Below are 17,778 nucleotides of genomic sequence, written 5' to 3' on the forward strand. Positions count from 1 at the left end.
AATATATCAGTGAAAATAATACAATATTAGTGACAAACTCTTGAGCTATAATAAATTAAATTACATAAATTTTACGCAAAAAGAATTAGAACAACTCTTCAACTCAGCCCGCGAAGGAGATTCGAAGGCATTTGAGGAGCTATCAGGTTACGTCAGACATATTTCCTACAGCTACTTTTTATCTAAACATCGCCAGGGCAAAATTTTAAATAAAGATGATGTTGATGATCTCACCAATAATGTCTTTTTATCTTTTGCCGAACAATACCATAAAGTAGACAATATTGAATTCTGGCTAAGACGCGTCCTTTTTCTGACTTTTGTTAACTGGTATAAAAAATCCCGGGCTAAAAAAACATTTGAGCTTGAAGAAGCATATTACATTCCGGACAAGGAATTGAATCCCGGTGATAAAGTTGATGCAGGAAAAATACTTGAGGTACTTGATACTTTAAGCTCTGACAAACAGAAAATACTTAAGATGCGTTTCTGGGAAGACCTTAAGTTCTCTGAAATTGCTGAAAATCTTAATAAAAGTGAGGATGCTGTGAAAAAAATGTTTTATAGAACAATAGAGGAATTAAAAAATAAGCTATAACTGTCACTTTCCTGTTTTTCGATTTACTATACTTTTGAAAATGAAATAAAAATATGAATAACACTGAGAAAATATTTGAACTCCTTCAAAAGAAGGAACTGAATAAGGATGAAAATGAACTGCTTAATCAGATTATTGCTTCTGATCCGGAGGCTGGTTCATTCTATAAAACTTATCTTACTACAGGAAAAATAATCAAACAAATTTCGCATCCTGACATTGAACAGCTTGCGGAGTATGTCCTTTTCAAAAACGGCAATAATCCTGAAAACAAAAAAATAATTAATGAGATACCTTCAATCGAAAAACATTTAAGAAGCTGCACTCAATGTTCTGAAGAAATAAAAGTTCTGTTTGCCGAATATTCTGATGTTGATCAGTATGTGGCGGGAGAAATTAAAGACGCAGTCACGGAAAACAAAAATACAGAAGCTCCCGTCAATGTCAGAAAAAGTAATAGTTCTTTCAGATATATGTTTATGTCGGCAGCAGCTGTAGTTTTAATATATATTGGACTTGTATTTTCGTCATCAATCTTTACCCCAGACGCTCAAAAGCTGGCATCATTAGATCAGGACACTGACTATTATGTAACACGCGGTCGTGTAACCACACATTTTCAGGAAAGCCTTAAATCATTAGAGTCCGGTGATTTTGAAAATGCCATTCAGAATTTAAAAGCAGACATTTCAGAAAATCAAAACGACGAAACCGTTTTTTACTCTCACTACATACTTGGTCTTGCTTACCTCGAAACAGCAGGAAACAGTGTGATAGGTTTATTCCCATCCTACAATGGTGAGCAAGCAATACTTGGAAGAGATGCATTAATTAAATCTGTTGAACTTAATACTTCAGGAAAATTTCCAAACATAACTTTAAATGCTTACTACTATGCCGCAAAAGCAAGTCTTATGATTGAAGATATTAATTCCGCAAAGAAATATCTCAATATGGTTATAAGCGGTAAGGGCAGTAAAATGACAGAAGCACAAAAGATACTAACTGATCTGGAGTAGAAAGTGTTAAATGATTACTCAAAAACTAATATTAGCTTTACTGCTCTTTGTTTCTGCTTTTCAGCCCGTTGAATACAAATCAAACAACTCTAAACAGAAAAGCACTTCATACAATTTTCAACATAGTATAGATTCCTTAAAGCAGATCATTTCAAACTTCGGCTGGGATCATTCTACTCTTAAACTATACGAAGAATATTTAGCTAATCTGAATGTCGATATGATTAATTCTGAAAAAGAATTTATCGACGAGCTGCCTGAAGGATTTACAAAAAGTTTTTCTTATGCACTTATAGAGAAAAAACTCGGACAGTATCAGTCAATGTTTGACACCTTGTTTAACTACATTGACTCATCCGTGACATATTTTCCTTTCTATGAACATCTTATTTTTTCCGCTGCAGCAACTGACGGCTTGCGACTTCTTGAAACAAAAATTGAAAAAAGTTCAAATGTCGATAAGAAATTTTTCCCATTCGCTTTATCACTTATCAGTTCTGCAAGAGGAGAATATAATTCTTCACTTGAACACCTGAATAGATTTAAAGATAATAATGATTCTGAAGAAGTTTTGTTTCAGTACGTAAAAATTTACAGGAACCTGGGCGATTATGAAAAAGCATATTCAGCAATCAAAACTATATTTGAAAAATATCCCGACAATGTTCTTGTTCAGACAAAAGCACTTATTGCTGAAGGTGCTTTACTCCTTCTGTCAGATAAGCTGAAAGAAGCGGAACGCATTTACTTAAAGGCTAAAATTCATTCGCAAAAAATCAACAGCAGTCAACTGCTTGCTGCAAGTTTAATTTCACTTGGTATTTGCGATGATATGTACGGAAGACTGGATGATGCTAGAAATAAATTTACGGAAGCAATCACACTGGCAGATAAGATTGGTGATGAGGATATTAAAGCACTGGCGTACTCTGAACTGGGGGTTTCATTCTCCTATACAAATAATCTTATAGAAGCAAAGTATAATTATGAACAAAGTTTTATGCACTATAAGAATACCGGGAATAAAAGCAGACTTTCGTTTCTTTCTGATAATATCGGCAAAATATATATAACGATGTATGACTACAGGTCTGCTCTAAAATTTTACGAGGAAGGTCTTGAACTTTCTGCTGAAAATAAACGCGCAAGAATTTTAAATCTTACCGGTCTCGCGGATATATACACAAATATGTCAAACTATTCCAAAGCTCTGAAGTATTATAGTGAAGCTAGAGAACTTGCAAAGGAAATTAAAGAAGTTTCACTCGATGCAGAAATTGAAAAGGGTTTGGGTTCATTAAATTATAACCTTGATAAATTTTCAAACGCGGTTCAGTATTTTACATCGGCATCGGTAAACAGTGAGGCAGCCGGAAATATTTATCTCAGCGCTGATCTTTTCCAGAAGCTTGGTTTAACTTACCTGAATCTTGACAGCCTGAATCTTGCAAGAAAATATTTAACTGATGCACTTGAAGTTTCAAAACGAATCGGCGACCCCTATACAGAAATTAATTCCGGACTATCACTCGCTTATCTTTCTTTAAAGAAAAAAGATATGAACGAGGCATTTCAATTTATCGGGAAAGTCAGAAACACCGCCGTACAATATGGATTCGAATATGAATTAGCTGAATGTGATCTGTTGGCAGGAGAAATAAATCAGGCTGCAAATGATTTTGATGGAACGACTGCTTTTTACAAACAGGCTCTTGCCCGTGCAAATAAAATAAATTCATTCGATCTTATGATAGAGGCTAATTACAGGCTTGCACGTGCTTATGAAGAAAAATCTCTTGATGCTCTGGCAGAGTCATACTATTCATCTGCAGCAAAACTGATTGAAGACAGGTCACGGTCATTATTTGAAGATGATGAAGTTCAGATATCCTATTTTACTTCTAAGCATATTGTATTTAATTCGTATGCTGAATTTTATCTCAGGCAGAAAAAATTCAAAGAAGCATTTGAACTGATTGAGAAGTCCAGGTCCAGAAATACAATGCAGAATCTCGTGAATCTTAAATTGCAATCGGAAATAAAAGATAAAAAAGAACTGAAGAATATTTATGAGTATGATTGGATCATTCAATCGGGATTATATAGTGAACGTCAGCTGGACTCGGTGAAATTTTTATTCAATGAACTAAAAACAAAAATTGTTGATGATGATAAAACCATAGGAAAGTATCTCAATCTTGAATCCGGCACATCTCTCAAAGAACTTCAGAAAAATCTTGAGAAAGATGAACATGTTGTTTCATATTTTTCTGCTTCTGAATTAACATATGCGTTTGTTGTTTCAAGGGATGATTTTGCTGTATCAGAGTTAACTGTATCAAGACAACAGCTTATTAAATTACTTTCTGATATCTCTCCTTACTATGAAACAAGTAGCACCGGTGTCTATTATAACCAGGATCTGTTTTCTTTCAATGTTGAAGCAGCTTATAATTTTTATTCACGAGTAACAGCTCCGGTTATAGAAAAAATTCCCGAGCATGATAATATTATTTTTACAACATCAGGATTACTTGAATCCTTCCCGTTTGAATTTCTCGTCACTGAGTTCAACAAGGATCAAAGTTCGTATAAATACACAGGACAGAAATACCTTTTATACAGGAATAGAATTTCATACTCGCCATCAGCTTCAGTTTATGTTGAACAAAAGAACAATGAATATAAAAACAACAACGAGGTCTTGATCGTGGGTAATCCATCAATAAACACCAGCTCGGAAGGTTATGCTGAGAGAAGAGGATTGCTTGAGGAGTCGCCCGGGTTACCAAGAAACATCGCACTTCTACCACTTAAGTATTCACTTGAAGAAGTAAACCAGATCGGTGAGGTTATCGATGCAGATAAAGTTCTAGTAAGCAGCAATGCAACCGAAACGAACTTTAAACAGAACGCTGAGTACGCAAAAGTTATTCACCTTTCAACACACTCATTCCTTTTCAACAAACAACCGGTCATTTTCTTTTCTAATTCCTATGATGCTGAGAATGACGGTTTTCTTGAAGCATCGGAAATAGTTCAGATGAAACTTAACAGCGACCTTGTTGTTTTAAGTTCGTGTATATCAGGACTTGGTCAGGTGGATGAATCAGAAGGAATTATCGGAATGACAAAAGCATTTTTTGAAGCGGGTTCAAAAAGTGTTGTGGTTTCTTTGTGGGATGTTAATGATAAATATACTTCAAAGCTGATGGGCTTGTTCTATCAAAAACTTAGTGAAGGATTTGATAAGTCGGAAGCGTTACGATTGGCGAAAATAGATTTTATAAAGGAGTATTCGCCCAATCCATATTACTGGGGCGCGTTTGTATTGGCGGGAAATACAAATGAACTAACACTAAAAGCCGGAACAAATTCATACACGTACCTGATTATAATAAGCCTGGCTGTGGTAATTTCAATGTTATATTTGGCAGTAAGAAAAAGAAGTGTAAGGGAACGAAATCAATCCGTTCCCTCATAAAAAAGATTAATAACCTCTCTGAAGAACTTTCTGCATATCTGATTTTATCATGATCTTAACAAGATCTTCAAACTTTGTGCTGGCTTTCCATCCCAAAAGTTTTTCTGCTTTTGCAGGATTACCAATCAGCAGATCAACTTCAGTTGGTCGATAATAGTTTGGATCAACGGCAACAATCACATCACCTGTTTTAAGATTTTTTGTAAACTCATAATTGAATTTAAGTTCACCTTTATCTTTGTTAACAAGTATTTCGGCTGTTTTCCAGTTGATTGACTTGACGTGACCTTTTTCCTCAGCGCCTTTGCCTTCCCAGTCTATTTCAATTCCCAACTCTCTGAAAGTCACTTCAACAAATTCACGTACTGTTCTTGTATCACCTGTTGCAAGAACAAAATCATCTGCGTCTTTATGCTGGAGTATTCTCCACATACCTTCGCAGTACTCAGGTGCAAAACCCCAGTCACGTTTTGCATCAAGATTACCAAGAGCTAAAACTTTATCGATGCCGGCAGCTATTCTTGATGCAGCGCGGGTAATTTTTCTCGTTACAAATGTTTCACCTCTTCTCGGTGATTCATGGTTGAACAATATTCCATTCGATGCAAAAATATTATAAGCTTCACGGTAGTTTACAATTATCCAGTAGCCGTAAAGTTTTGCAACTCCGTAAGGTGAGCGTGGATAAAACGGTGTTGTTTCTGATTGTGGTATTTCCTGGACCTTTCCGTATAGTTCGCTTGTAGATGCCTGATAAAACTTAACCTGTCTCAACCCGACTTCTCTTATCGCATCAAGGAATCTTAAAGTACCAAGCGCGTCAACCTGTGCTGTGTAATCAGGAACTTCAAATGAAACTTTAACATGACTCTGTGCAGCAAGATTATAAATTTCATCCGGTTCAATTTTTTCAAGTATCCTATTCATATTACTGGTATCAACAAGATCACCATAATGCAAAAACATTTTTTTATTCAGTATATCCTTGTTGCCGTAAAGATGATCTATTCTTCCTGTATTGAATGAACTGCTTCTTCTAATAATTCCATGAACTTCGTACCCTTTGTCAAGTAGTATTTCTGTCAGGTAGCTGCCGTCCTGACCCGTAATTCCGGTGATAAGAGCTTTCTTCATTATTCTCCCAGACTATTGTTTATTTTTTTGTTTATAAAATTCGTATGTCTTTGATATGCCGTCACGGAGTTCTGTTTTATACTTCCATCCGAGATTATTTATTCTTGATACATCCATTAGTTTACGCGGTGTTCCATCAGGCTTGGTTGTGTCGTAAATAGTTTTACCGTTATATCCGACAACATCCGCAATTAGCGATGCAAGTTCTGATATTGAAAGATCCTTTCCTGTGCCAACATTTATCTGTGATATTCCTTTATCATAAAGATCGGAAGCATTTATTTTTTCCATTAAGAAATGGATTCCGTCCGCGAGATCTTCAACATATAAAAATTCTCTTAACGGTTTGCCTGTTCCCCATATCGTTACATCATTACTTCCGTTTACTTTAGCTTCATGAAATTTTCTTATCAATGCAGGTAGAACGTGCGATGTATTCAAATCAAAATTATCAAAAGGACCATAAAGGTTCGTCGGCATTGCGGAATAAAAATTAGAACCATACTGCTTATAATAATTTTCACAAAGTTTAATGCCTGTTATCTTCGCGATTGCGTAAGGCTCGTTTGTATATTCAAGATAATCCGAAAGTAAATACTCTTCCTTCAAAGGCTGCGGAGCCAGCTTGGGATAAATACACGAACTGCCAAGGAATATTAATTTTTCAACTCCGCTTTTATACGCGGCGTTAATTAAATTCGCTTCGATCATAAGATTGTCGTAAATGAACTCAGCGCGGTAAGTATTGTTAGCAAGTATTCCACCGACCTTAGCTGCTGCTACAATAACAAGTTCGGGTTTTTCTTTCGCGAAAAATTCTTCTACATCTTTCTGACGGGTAAGATCAAGCTGCGAAAGATCGCGTGTGATTATGTTGCTGTATCCTTTTTTCTGAAGGTCACGGAAAATTGCAGAACCAACCATACCGTTATGACCGGCTAAATAAATCTTTTTATTCTGATATTTTAATTCGATGCTCATATAAACCGAAATTATTAATTAAACGGGTTGAAAATTGTATGGGACAAATTTGAGGGCAGTAACTTACTAAAGCCCATAATAAAATGCCAAACGAAATTCCTGTGCTGTTGAGTTCATTCCTTCAATATCTGATTTTATTTTTGTGTATTGATATCTTCCCCTGACAAACAATTCATGAGTTATTTCATACCTTGCTTCAGCTTCTGCAATTGAATAATAAGTTTTGTCGCCAAAAAGAAACGGCGGCTGAATAGGTGAAAACTGCTGTACTTCCGGTGTACCTCTTTCACCTTTGCGTATGTACTGCGCGGAAACATGAACATTCAGTCCGCGCAATATTCTGTACTGCGCTGAGAAATAAGCCTGGTCTCCGTTGTTGCCTATCCAGTGTCCCATTCCGTAAGATGCATTTGCATAGCTCTGAGTCTGGTTAAAATGATCATACAAAAACGGATAAAGTTTTGCGAACTCAAGTGTCAGTTTTAAATTTTCAATTGGAAGATCTGTAACAGAACCACCGACAGAAAAACCCATCTGGTAACGTTCTTTACCTTTGTTAAACAACTGTCCAATCGCTATTTCATCAATAATAAGAGATGAATACAGGTGAGTATTCTTCAAATGATTTTTTGAACTTACCGAAGCAAAAAATTGTGAATTGCTTCCAACCGAATTGTAGTGTCGGCTTATATAGTGATCGGCAAGACGGAAAAACATAAACGGCATTAAGTAAGAAATCTCCAACCTGTCGCTGTAAACAATTGATTCGCCGATTGAAACATCAAGTCCGGCAAGTGGTGTTACAGTAAGTGTGTGCGAGGCAATAAATTTTTCCCTGAATAAAAATCTGTCTGAACCAACCCGTGTTTTATAAATAGATGATGAATCAACAACATCTGAACTAAGCCATCCATGAAAATAATTGAAGCTTAACCAGTCAACAGGTTTTAAATCCAATCTGACAAAAGGAAATGACGGAGCTTTTTGTGAAAGAACTATTTTCCCGCCTTCACCGTAGCCCCATTCCATAAAATCTTTCCCGACTGAAAAACTTCCCCAATTCCAATTAGCTGTTATCATCGTTCTTACTTCACTGTATTCAGCTTTATTGGAACTATAATTATAAATGTTCGAATCTGTCCTGGCATTCACACCTGTAACCGGGGAGAATGATTTCGTTTTATCAATCGTCTCACCAGTTTCAGTATTATCCCTGAAGTTGAAACTGAAACCGATCGCATCTGTAACATAACCATAAAGCGAAACTCCGTTCCATAAGTGGCTTACACGTTTGCTTTTATTGACACCTGTTTCATACCCCAGAACAGGGCTTACATTCAACTTGAATAAATTATCGCCGTAAGAAAACAAACGGTATCTTCCAGCAACATCTTTTGAAAGATAGCTCATGTGTTTTTCATTCAGCGGAAGATCTTCATTCATAATCTCTTCATAAAAGAAATCTTTCCTGTAAAAATTAATCTCTTCTTTTTCCAGTTCTGTAAGATCCGTGTATTTCTCTGCGGCTTCGAGAAGTTTTTCAGCAATGTAAGTTCTCGGCAGCGGTTTTATGTGATCATCAAAATCAATAACACCTCGCTGACTTAGCCTTGAAAGAAAATCATATACATCACTGAATAAAGGTTCATATACAACCTGAGATGAAACCTGTACCGAACAGAACAACAGAAAAAGAAGAGCAATTTTTTTCATCTGAGTTTTAGCCTTTAATGAACTCTTTAAATTTGCTTACAACAAAGGTTATCTGCTCTTTAGTCAGTTCGGGAAAAACCGGCAGCGCTATTGATGTTTCAGCAGCAAATTCTGAAACAGGAAAATCACCTTTCTTATAACCAAGTGAAGCAAAACATTCCTGTAAATGGAAAGGAACAGGATAATAAATTTCATTAGCGATCTGATTATCTGAAAGATGTTTTCTCATCTCATCTCTTTTTTCAACACGAACAATGAACTGGTTATATATGTGTGAATTAACAAGAGAATTATCATCACCATAAACCGCTTTAGGCAGAAGCACTTTATTCTTCTCATCAAATTTTATTTTACCATCGGTTTCAGCGAGACCAGCCTCAATAAAAAGTTTTTTATACAATGCCGCGTTGTCTCTTCGCTGCTGCGACCAATTGTTAAGATGAGGAAGCTTTACATTCAGCACACCGGATTGAATAGCGTCTATCCGGAAATTTCCTCCGATAACTTTATGATAATATCTCTGTTCCCCTCCGTGAACACGCAGTATTCTTAACCTGTCTGCCAGTTCTTTATTGTTAGTCGTAACAAGACCGCCGTCACCGAAACATCCTAAATTTTTGCTGGGGAAAAATGAGAAACACCCAATGTCACCGATGGTGCCGACACATCTTCCGTCCTTGTACTGTGTGCTGATTGCCTGTGCGGCATCTTCAATAACATATAATTTATGTTTGCGGGCAATTTCCATGATCTTATCCATCTCACAACTTTGCCCGTAAAGATGAACAGGAATAATAGCTTTTGTTTTTGATGTTATCCTCTTTTCAATATCATTCGGATCCATATTGAAAGTAACCGGATCAATATCCGTAAAAACGGGAACTGCATTCATTCTTGATACAACACCTGCGGTTGCAAAAAATGAATATGTAGGAACAATAACTTCATCACCCGGTTTTATATCAATTGCCATTAACGCAATAAGAAGCGCATCGGTACCTGACGAAACACCGAGTGAATATTCAGCTTTCAAAAACTCGCTGAATGATTTTTCCATTTTGTCAACAACCGGACCCAGAATGAAATACTGAGACTCGGCAATATTTATTAAAACTTCATCTAACTCTTTTTTTAGAGATTGGTATTGAGGTTTTAAATCTAACAGTGGGACTTGCATATAAACTCCATAAAATTGAGTAAGAAAATTACTCAGATTTGTCCTAATGTTGAAAGAAAAAGAAGTGTCAAAATTGTTCTATCATAATTAATCATAACAATCATAATACACAGCTATTACGGGCGGATCAGTGTACTATTTCCTTAATAGACAAAATCCTTTGCGATATCCTTAAATAAACCAGCCTGAAGATCTTTTTCAGATACAATCGGATTTTTTACCTTCCAATCGATATTAAGCTGTGGATCATTATAAATTACTGCCCGCTCGTGTTCTTTGCTGTACAACTCGGTGCATTTATAAAGAAATATTGCTGTCTCTGACAGAACCGAAAATCCATGCGCGAATCCCGGCGGTATCCATATCTGGTTATGATTTTCTTCAGATAAAATTTCAGAATAGTATTTGCCGAAAGTCGGTGAACCGAACCTCAGATCAACAGCAACATCAAGTACAACCCCGGATATTACCATACATAATTTGCCTTGAGCTTTTTCACCAACCTGGTAATGAAGCCCGCGTACAGCACCTTTTTTTGACATTGAGATATTATCCTGCACAAAATCATAATTGATTCCGTTCTCTTTATAATTCTTCCTGCTGAATGATTCAAAAAAATATCCGCGGTCATCACCGAAAACTTTTGGCTGAAATACTATCAATCCGTCTATAAAAGGTTTTGTTACGTTCATCTGTCTCTGTAAGTAATGTTAAGTATCTGTTTATTCGTTAATTATTCTTTCAAGATATTCACGGTAAAGTGATTTGGGCATGCCGTTGACAAGTTTTACAAAATGGTCTTTGTTGATATACTCCATGTGATAAGCGATCTCTTCAATACAAGCAACCTTTAACCCCTGCCTGTCTTCAATTACACCAAAAAAGTTTGAAGCCTGCAATAAAGCTTCCGGTGTACCTGTATCAAGCCATGCAATTCCTCTTCCTATTTTTTCAACCTGTAGCTGACCTTTTTCAAGATACACTTTGTTAACATCTGTTATCTCGAGTTCACCCCTTGCGGATGGTTTAAGATTTTTAGAGATGTTAACAACACTATTGTTATAAATGTATAAACCGGGTACAGCAAATTGTGATTTTGGCTTCAGAGGTTTTTCTTCAATTGAAATTGCTGTGCCTGCTTTGTCAAACTCAACTATACCGTAGCGTTCAGGATCGGTAACACGGTAACCGAAAATAGTAGCGTGAACATTGTTCTGAACGGCTTCATAAAAGAAATCAAGATTGCCATAAAAAATATTATCACCGAGAATTAATGTTACGGGCGAATCACCGATAAACTTTTCACCGATTATAAACGCCTCGGCAATTCCGTTTGGTGCTTCCTGAAGCGCATACTGAATATTCAAACCTAAGTGTGAGCCGTCACCAAAAAGCTGCTCATACCACGGAATAGTTTCTTTGTTTGAAATGATAAGTATATCCTTTATTCCGCCTAACATTAAAATAGAAAGCGGGTAATAGATCAAAGGTTTGTCATAAATTACAGTAAGCTGTTTGCTGTAGATTTTTGTTATCGGGTAAAGCCGTGAGCCTGAACCTCCGGCGAGTATTATCCCTTTCATTAAAATTCCTTTTCCTTTTCGGGTAATTGATTAGTTAAAGTACGGGGAAAAATTTTTGTGTGATATTTCTCCAAAAGCGATGCCAAAAATAAAAACTTTTAATAAAAGCGCCATAAAGAACTATGTTATTTAAATAAAAAAAATCTTGGGTTTTTGATATAACAAATTGATACACATTTTATTCTGGTGTTTCAAATTATAATACATCAAAGACCATAAAATAATCTTAAACCAAATGAATTTTTACTGCCTTTCATAAACTCCAACAATCTTCCCTGCTCATCATCCTTTGTGCTGCTGTAAATAAAATATACTTCACCTGAAATATTATGACTGGAAATATACTTCAACGAAACATCAACTTGTGTTTGCGATAATCTTTGTCCGTATAAAAACTCGGGATATGGAAGCTGGTACTGTTCTTCGGGAAGTTCGGTTTGTCCCTTACGAACGTGATGTAATTTTATTTTTCCATTTAAATGGGAAAGGATCTGCTGTACATATTCAACATAAAACTGATCCGCGTTACTGCCTATCCAGTGACCAAGCTGGTAACCATGATTTGAATAAAGATGGAGCGGATCGGAGTTCATATACACAAAAGGATTTAGTCTTGTGTATTCCAATGTTAGAGAAGAATTATGAATGACCGGATCAGCAATTGTTCCTCCGAGTGTAAATGCAACCGCCGAAAGATTTTTTCCTTTTAACAGATTTGTGATTGAAAGCTCATCAATAAAAGCTGTTGAATAAAACTTTGTGCGTATTGACGGAACTTTATACTGAACATCAGCGAACAATTGCGCGTTGTCTCCCGTGTTGCTTCCCTGTTTTGCAAGATAATGATCCGCTAACCTGAAGAAGATAACGGGAATAAGATAAAGCGGTTCAATCTCATCTCCGTAAATCATTGACTCACCGATTGAAACTGTAACATCATTCGTTACATCGGCTGAAAGAATATGCGCTGCGATAAATTTGGGAATCTGTGAATAACTATCGCGGTCTTCCACGAGTGATGTGCGGTATGTTGATGAATCGATCAGATCAGAATGAAGCCAACTATGAATATATGTGAACCGCAGCCATTCAAGCGGTTGAACATCAAGCCGTATCATAGGGAACGAAGGTGCTTTGTCAGAAAATATTAGCTTACCGCCTTTGCCGCTTCCCCAATTAATATTTTCTTTACCTAATGAAATTGTTCCGAAATTCCACGAATAACTCAATGAACCATTCACCTCACTGTACTCAAATGAATTCTCTTTCGTTATCATCCTGTTGATGCCTTTGGCGCGTGTGAAATTTTTTATATTGTCAATATTCTTCCCGCTTTCTTCATTATCGCGGAAGTTCATTGAAAAGCCCCAGCCGTCGCCCAGATAACCTGAAAACTCCGCACCGTTCCAGCGGTGTTTGAAGTCACCGTTGTAGTGATCTGCATAGTCGATGCCGATTACCGGCTCAACATTAATACTGAATGAAGAACTGCTGTAATTATAAAAACGGAATCTCTGTCTATCACTCATCTTAAAAAATCCTGATTCGATTCCGTCAAAATTATCTGTAAGTCTTGCAGCTTCATCAAAATATTCTTTCAGAAAAAAATCAAGCTGCTCATTTTCAAGCTCACCCAACTGATTTCTTTTCTCCTTCAGTTCAAGAAGTTTTCCTGCAATCTGAACTCTTGCAAGAGGCATTACTTCTGTATGAAATGTAATGATACCCTTCAGGTTCAGTCTTTCAAGGAACTCATAAACATCATGGTTGTAAACCGGCTCGGTTACGGATTGAGAATAGGCCAGACCACAAATAAAAATAAATACAGTAAATATTTTTTTTAACATTGTTTTGATTATTGCTTGCTAATTAATGTAAATGATGTGTCGTCTCAATTGTATTTCTTACCGTGTCATCCTGAACCATGTCATGCTAAAAAATGTCATCCTGAACTCGTTTCAGGATCTGTATTTGTTTCAGCATCTGCATTCGTTTCAGGATCTTCCTTCTACATTCTAGATTCCGAACCGAGTTCGGAATGACAGGTTGTTTTTGAAGTCACGTTAAACAATGTCATCCTGAACAATGTCATGCTGAACTTGTTTCAGCATCTTCATTCGTTTCAGCATCTGCATTCGTTTCAAGATCTTCCTTCTACATTCTAGATTCCGAACCGAGTTCGGAATGACACCTTGTTTCTTCGGTCACACTGAACCACGTCATGCTGAATAATGTCATGCTGAATAATGTCATCCTGAACTCGTTTCAGGATCTGTATTTGTTTCAGCATCTTCATTCGTTTCAGCATCTGCATTCGTTTCAGCATCTTCATTCGTTTCAGGCTTCGTTCTTGTTTCATCATCGTACTCTGTAGATAAATCCTTCCATTCCCTGTTTATGGATTCAATCAAATTTATTTTCCACGGTCGATGCCAATTCTTTAACTGTTTTTCCTTCTTAATAGCATCATTAATATCATTGAACATTTCAAAATATACTAGTTTGGTTAGATTGTACTTTTTACTGAATCCATCAATCAGTTTATTTCTGTGCTCATACATTCTCCGTTCCAGGTTATTAGTAACCCCAATGTAGAGTGTTTTTGAATTATTGGAAAGAATATAGACATAGTAGGTTTTCAATTTTTTGCCCAGCTCATTAAGTGTTCTTTACAATTCCTTCAATGTATATCTTAGATTCCGAACCGAGTTCGGAATGACACCTTGTTTCTTGAATCATCCTGAACCCTGTCATGCTGAACTTGTTTCAGGATCTGTATTTGTTTCAGCAACTTCCCCCTGATTTCTAGATTCCGAACCGAGTTCGGAATGACACCTTGTTTCTTGAATCATCCTGAACCCTGTCATCCTTAAAAATGTCATCCTGAACCTGCCTTGCCGTCAGGCAGGCTTGTTTCAGGATCTGCATTCGTTTCAGGATCTTCTTTCTACATTCTAGATTCCGAACCAAGTTCGGAATGACAGGTTGTTTTTGAAGTCACGTTGAACAATGTCATGCTGAACTTGTTTCAGCATCTGCATTCGTTTCAGGATCTCTACTTGTTTCAGCATCTGCATTGGCTTAAGCCGCACTAGTATGTTACGAAAAATACAGCAGCAGCAGTGAAAGCAGCGGCAATGCAAACGACATATAAAACAAATACCGCGTGTAAGATGAATTGAATAAAAGAATGATCTTATACCACAAATAAATTACAAACCCGAGTATAAGATTAGCTCCGAGGAAATCGATCTTTATAGGACCGATAAAATTCTGAATTATAGTAGCAAGCGAAATTAGCACAAGCATTATCAGATCAATACCGCTGAGCAATGTAAGCTTCTCGCTGAATATTTTTTCCTTCGACAAAAGGAAAAAGATTATCGCCGCAAACAAAACAATAAAACTTCCCTGCGCGGTTTTCTGGATTATATTCGAATTCACCTGCAGGTCGGTGATAAGCGGGATTGACAGATTTGTAAGAGAAATGAATATCAATATGTTAATCAGCACATATACGTCGCTGAACAACCTCGTCTGAAGATTCTGGTAAAAAGAAATTGAAAGCAGAAGCAGCGTAATAATGATAAGCAGAAGAATTATCTGCTGACCTATTTCAGTCTTTCCCGGAAGAAGAGACACAAACAGGATAAGCATTACAATAGTCGAAACAGGCACAAAATACTTTTTATAAAAACTGACTAAGTCTTCCGGAATATTTGTTATAGCTCGAAGCGAATTAAGAAAAGCGGGTTTCCGTAAAATCACCTTAAGCAGCGGCTTGACGAATATCAGTAACAGCGACGCAAGTATAAACGCTATCACCGCAATTGACTTCGAATACTTCACATAATAAAATGCGGAACCGACATATATCAATGTGAAACTCTGTATAATAAACACGGTGGTTTTGTGACGGATATTGTTCTGCAGTATTATATGATGAAGGTGACTCGCATCCGCAAGAAACGGGCTTTTCCGCTCTATCATTCTTACTACCATTACTTTTAATGTGTCGACTATAGGCACACCCAGCAGTATCACAGCAAAAGTAAGATCAAGACTGCCATGATTAAAATCCGTCGTAACAAGCACAGCGGATAGCACTAAGAAAAACCCAAGCGTAAGCGAACCCGTATCACCGAGAAATATTCTCGCCGGGAAAGCATTGAACTTAAGGAACCCTAAAAGACTTCCAACCAGGCTAGCAGTAAGCACCATTAAAAAAGTATTATTCACTGAAAACGCTATTGCAAAAACAATCAGAGAGATAAAAAGAGAAAATCCGCTTGCAAGCCCGTCCATTCCATCAAGAAGATTTATTGAATTTATCACACCGAGTATAAACACACCCAGCACAATATGATCAAAAGGATAAGGGAAAGAGATACCGAATAAAATTATTTCATTAAAGAACGGCTCAAGGAAAAATATCAGGCAGCCCGCCGACAAAGCCTGCAGGAAGAACTTTACAGTCCATTGCAGACCCACCATATCGTCAATAATTCCGCAAATAGCGATAAAAGTCGACGCGAAGATCACCATCCTCAGGCTGTTCAGGTCACTCGAATAACTGAACAATGAGATAACAACTATAAAATAAATTATTATCCCGCCCATACGCGGTATCGCTTCTGTATGGATCTTACGTGCACCGGGATTATCAACTATTTTTACTTTCTTAAAATAGCTGATTACATACGGTGTAAAGAAAATCGTAAGTATCAGACTCGAAAAGAAGATGAGTAAATAGGTCATTACTTATTTTTTATTTGAAAAAGAGCCCGAACTGAAAAATTTTTTTATTGACATACCTAATTTATGCTTTTTTTACTTTGATTGTAATTCTTTCATAAAAGAAAATCATCATTTATTTTTTTGATTTTTTAAGTCAGAAGAGTAACAACCCATTCCTTAAATGAACCATAAAGTCTCCTGATTTTTAATATATCCTTTTTACGATAAACATCCCCAGTATAAGAAATAAGATTTTTGTGATCGATGAGTGACTTGAAACAGTCCATTGCCTTTTTATTAATTTTTCCTGAAGGGACAGTTTCTTCCATCAAATGGATAACATTATAGTGATTGTCTCCGCTGCTTTTCTTCCCGGTCAGTTTAATTGTAAGAGCATCGGCATAAGCAATAGCTGAAAGAATATAAAGAACACCCGATGAATTAAAATATTCAAATTCTTCTGCCAGCAATGCAGCATCGTCAAAATTTTCAGCGACTGTAATAAACCGCCTGTATCCTGCTGCATCAAATTTTTTGGCAGAAACTTTTTTAACCATTCAATATCCTGACCGTAGATTTACCATAAACAACCCTCCCCTCTTTTAAAATTTCCTTTACAGGATTTTCTTTCTTCACCGCCATTTCCCGGAACTTACCAATATTAAAATATACAGGCGCAAACGTAACCCCGTAAACTTCATATAATTTTGTTCTAACCAAAGATGCCTTTTCTTCCAGGATTTTCTTGTCTCTTTTATAAATAAGACATACATCCAGATCGCTGTTCACACTATCATTTCCCCGCGCCGCACTGCCGAATAAAATAATACTCTCAACATCCTTGATAAACGCTTTTTTGATTGTTGAAAGTATCCCGCTGCGGAACTCTGCCTCCGCATCAAAAATTTTTTCTGCCAGCTTTGCTGAAAAAAAATTTTTCCTGTTAATTACAAATAAATGTTCACGGTTGCCTGCAAATCTTTTTACAATTCCTGTACTTTCCAGGTTTGATAATGCAACCTGTACAGTTCGCAGCGAAAGCCCGGTGAGTCTCGCAGCCTCCCTGCCTGAAATACCGGCATTGCGCTCATTCAAAACACGCAGCACTGATACATTGCTCGGTGCGCTGAATAAAAGTTCGAGTGGCTTGTTGAATTTCATTTATTTTTTTCGGCTACTATTTAAGTCAAATGACTATAATTATAGTCATAAAATTACAATTAATAACTGCCCTTCCAAATTTTTGTTAGAGATTTTTTCACCGCATCGTAATTTCTGTCCGCCCTAATTCCGGATTCCGAATGACACTGCCATCGGAATGACATTTTGTATTTACCGTCATGCTGAAAAAT

Annotated in this window: 14 protein-coding genes; 3 read left to right on the forward strand and 11 right to left on the reverse strand. The window is 36.7% G+C overall.

Going from position 1 to position 17,778, the window contains the following annotated elements:
• The first annotated feature begins 40 nt into the window (after positions 1-40).
• From IPM56_15805 to IPM56_15815, 3 genes are read left to right on the forward strand one after another with little or no spacing between them, the layout of a single operon-like run.
• Entirely contained in the window at positions 41-598 is a 558-nt protein-coding gene (locus IPM56_15805; GenBank protein ID QQS35684.1) for an RNA polymerase sigma factor, read from the forward strand.
• Between the two features lie 53 nt (positions 599-651).
• A complete protein-coding gene (locus IPM56_15810; protein ID QQS35685.1) occupies positions 652-1,617 on the forward strand; it encodes a hypothetical protein in 966 nt (321 codons plus the stop codon).
• A 10-nt stretch (positions 1,618-1,627) separates the two neighbouring features.
• A complete protein-coding gene (locus tag IPM56_15815; GenBank protein QQS35686.1) occupies positions 1,628-5,101 on the forward strand; it encodes a CHAT domain-containing protein in 3,474 nt (1,157 codons plus the stop codon).
• Between the two features lie 6 nt (positions 5,102-5,107).
• On the opposite strand, the gene gmd is transcribed toward IPM56_15815, so the two are convergent.
• The 11 genes from gmd to IPM56_15870 all read right to left on the reverse strand — a co-directional run bounded on the left by gmd (position 5,108) and on the right by IPM56_15870 (position 17,587).
• Positions 5,108-6,235: a GDP-mannose 4,6-dehydratase gene (gene gmd, locus IPM56_15820; GenBank protein QQS35687.1), complete on the reverse strand. Its 1,128-nt coding sequence runs from the start codon at positions 6,233-6,235 to the stop codon at positions 5,108-5,110.
• A gap of 12 nt (positions 6,236-6,247) precedes the next feature.
• Entirely contained in the window at positions 6,248-7,216 is a 969-nt protein-coding gene (locus IPM56_15825) for a GDP-L-fucose synthase (protein ID QQS35688.1), read from the reverse strand.
• Positions 7,217-7,282: 66 nt separating this feature from the next.
• The gene (locus IPM56_15830) at positions 7,283-8,929 is read right to left on the reverse strand and encodes a hypothetical protein (GenBank protein ID QQS35689.1); all 1,647 of its coding nucleotides are present in this window, start codon (positions 8,927-8,929) and stop codon (positions 7,283-7,285) included.
• A 7-nt stretch (positions 8,930-8,936) separates the two neighbouring features.
• Positions 8,937-10,106 carry a DegT/DnrJ/EryC1/StrS family aminotransferase gene (locus IPM56_15835; protein QQS35690.1) on the reverse strand — a complete coding sequence of 390 codons (1,170 nt, stop codon included), beginning with the start codon at positions 10,104-10,106 and terminating at the stop codon, positions 8,937-8,939.
• Positions 10,107-10,249: 143 nt separating this feature from the next.
• Positions 10,250-10,798 carry a dTDP-4-dehydrorhamnose 3,5-epimerase gene (gene rfbC / locus IPM56_15840; protein ID QQS35691.1) on the reverse strand — a complete coding sequence of 183 codons (549 nt, stop codon included), beginning with the start codon at positions 10,796-10,798 and terminating at the stop codon, positions 10,250-10,252.
• Positions 10,799-10,828: 30 nt separating this feature from the next.
• Positions 10,829-11,689 carry a glucose-1-phosphate thymidylyltransferase RfbA gene (rfbA, locus tag IPM56_15845; protein ID QQS35692.1) on the reverse strand — a complete coding sequence of 287 codons (861 nt, stop codon included), beginning with the start codon at positions 11,687-11,689 and terminating at the stop codon, positions 10,829-10,831.
• A 206-nt stretch (positions 11,690-11,895) separates the two neighbouring features.
• Positions 11,896-13,536: a hypothetical protein gene (locus IPM56_15850; protein ID QQS35693.1), complete on the reverse strand. Its 1,641-nt coding sequence runs from the start codon at positions 13,534-13,536 to the stop codon at positions 11,896-11,898.
• A gap of 402 nt (positions 13,537-13,938) precedes the next feature.
• Positions 13,939-14,331 (reverse strand): GIY-YIG nuclease family protein, encoded by a 393-nt coding sequence (locus IPM56_15855; GenBank protein ID QQS35694.1) that lies wholly within the window; start codon positions 14,329-14,331, stop codon positions 13,939-13,941.
• Between the two features lie 457 nt (positions 14,332-14,788).
• Positions 14,789-16,447, reverse strand: coding sequence for an undecaprenyl/decaprenyl-phosphate alpha-N-acetylglucosaminyl 1-phosphate transferase (locus tag IPM56_15860; GenBank protein QQS35695.1), 1,659 nt, complete (start codon positions 16,445-16,447; stop codon positions 14,789-14,791).
• 128 nt (positions 16,448-16,575) lie between these two features.
• Positions 16,576-16,983 carry a hypothetical protein gene (locus tag IPM56_15865; protein ID QQS35696.1) on the reverse strand — a complete coding sequence of 136 codons (408 nt, stop codon included), beginning with the start codon at positions 16,981-16,983 and terminating at the stop codon, positions 16,576-16,578.
• Entirely contained in the window at positions 16,976-17,587 is a 612-nt protein-coding gene (locus IPM56_15870; protein QQS35697.1) for a nucleotidyltransferase domain-containing protein, read from the reverse strand. Before IPM56_15870 ends, IPM56_15865 begins: the two co-directional genes overlap by 8 nt.
• Positions 17,588-17,778: the final 191 nt, after the last annotated feature.

The sequence above is a fragment of the Ignavibacteriales bacterium genome, assembly GCA_016700155.1.
GTDB lineage: Bacteria > Bacteroidota > Ignavibacteria > Ignavibacteriales > Ignavibacteriaceae.

Bases quoted from the DNA above. Each gene is read 5' to 3' on its own strand.
- IPM56_15810 (QQS35685.1), top strand. From the start codon at position 652: ATGAATAACACTGAGAAAATATTTGAACTCCTTCAAAAGAAGGAACTG.
- IPM56_15815 (QQS35686.1), top strand. From the start codon at position 1,628: ATGATTACTCAAAAACTAATATTAGCTTTACTGCTCTTTGTTTCTGCT.
- gmd (QQS35687.1), bottom strand. From the start codon at position 6,235: ATGAAGAAAGCTCTTATCACCGGAATTACGGGTCAGGACGGCAGCTAC.
- IPM56_15825 (QQS35688.1), bottom strand. From the start codon at position 7,216: ATGAGCATCGAATTAAAATATCAGAATAAAAAGATTTATTTAGCCGGT.
- IPM56_15830 (QQS35689.1), bottom strand. From the start codon at position 8,929: ATGAAAAAAATTGCTCTTCTTTTTCTGTTGTTCTGTTCGGTACAGGTT.
- IPM56_15835 (QQS35690.1), bottom strand. From the start codon at position 10,106: ATGCAAGTCCCACTGTTAGATTTAAAACCTCAATACCAATCTCTAAAA.
- rfbC (QQS35691.1), bottom strand. From the start codon at position 10,798: ATGAACGTAACAAAACCTTTTATAGACGGATTGATAGTATTTCAGCCA.
- rfbA (QQS35692.1), bottom strand. From the start codon at position 11,689: ATGAAAGGGATAATACTCGCCGGAGGTTCAGGCTCACGGCTTTACCCG.
- IPM56_15850 (QQS35693.1), bottom strand. From the start codon at position 13,536: ATGTTAAAAAAAATATTTACTGTATTTATTTTTATTTGTGGTCTGGCC.
- IPM56_15860 (QQS35695.1), bottom strand. From the start codon at position 16,447: ATGACCTATTTACTCATCTTCTTTTCGAGTCTGATACTTACGATTTTC.
- IPM56_15865 (QQS35696.1), bottom strand. From the start codon at position 16,983: ATGGTTAAAAAAGTTTCTGCCAAAAAATTTGATGCAGCAGGATACAGG.
- IPM56_15870 (QQS35697.1), bottom strand. From the start codon at position 17,587: ATGAAATTCAACAAGCCACTCGAACTTTTATTCAGCGCACCGAGCAAT.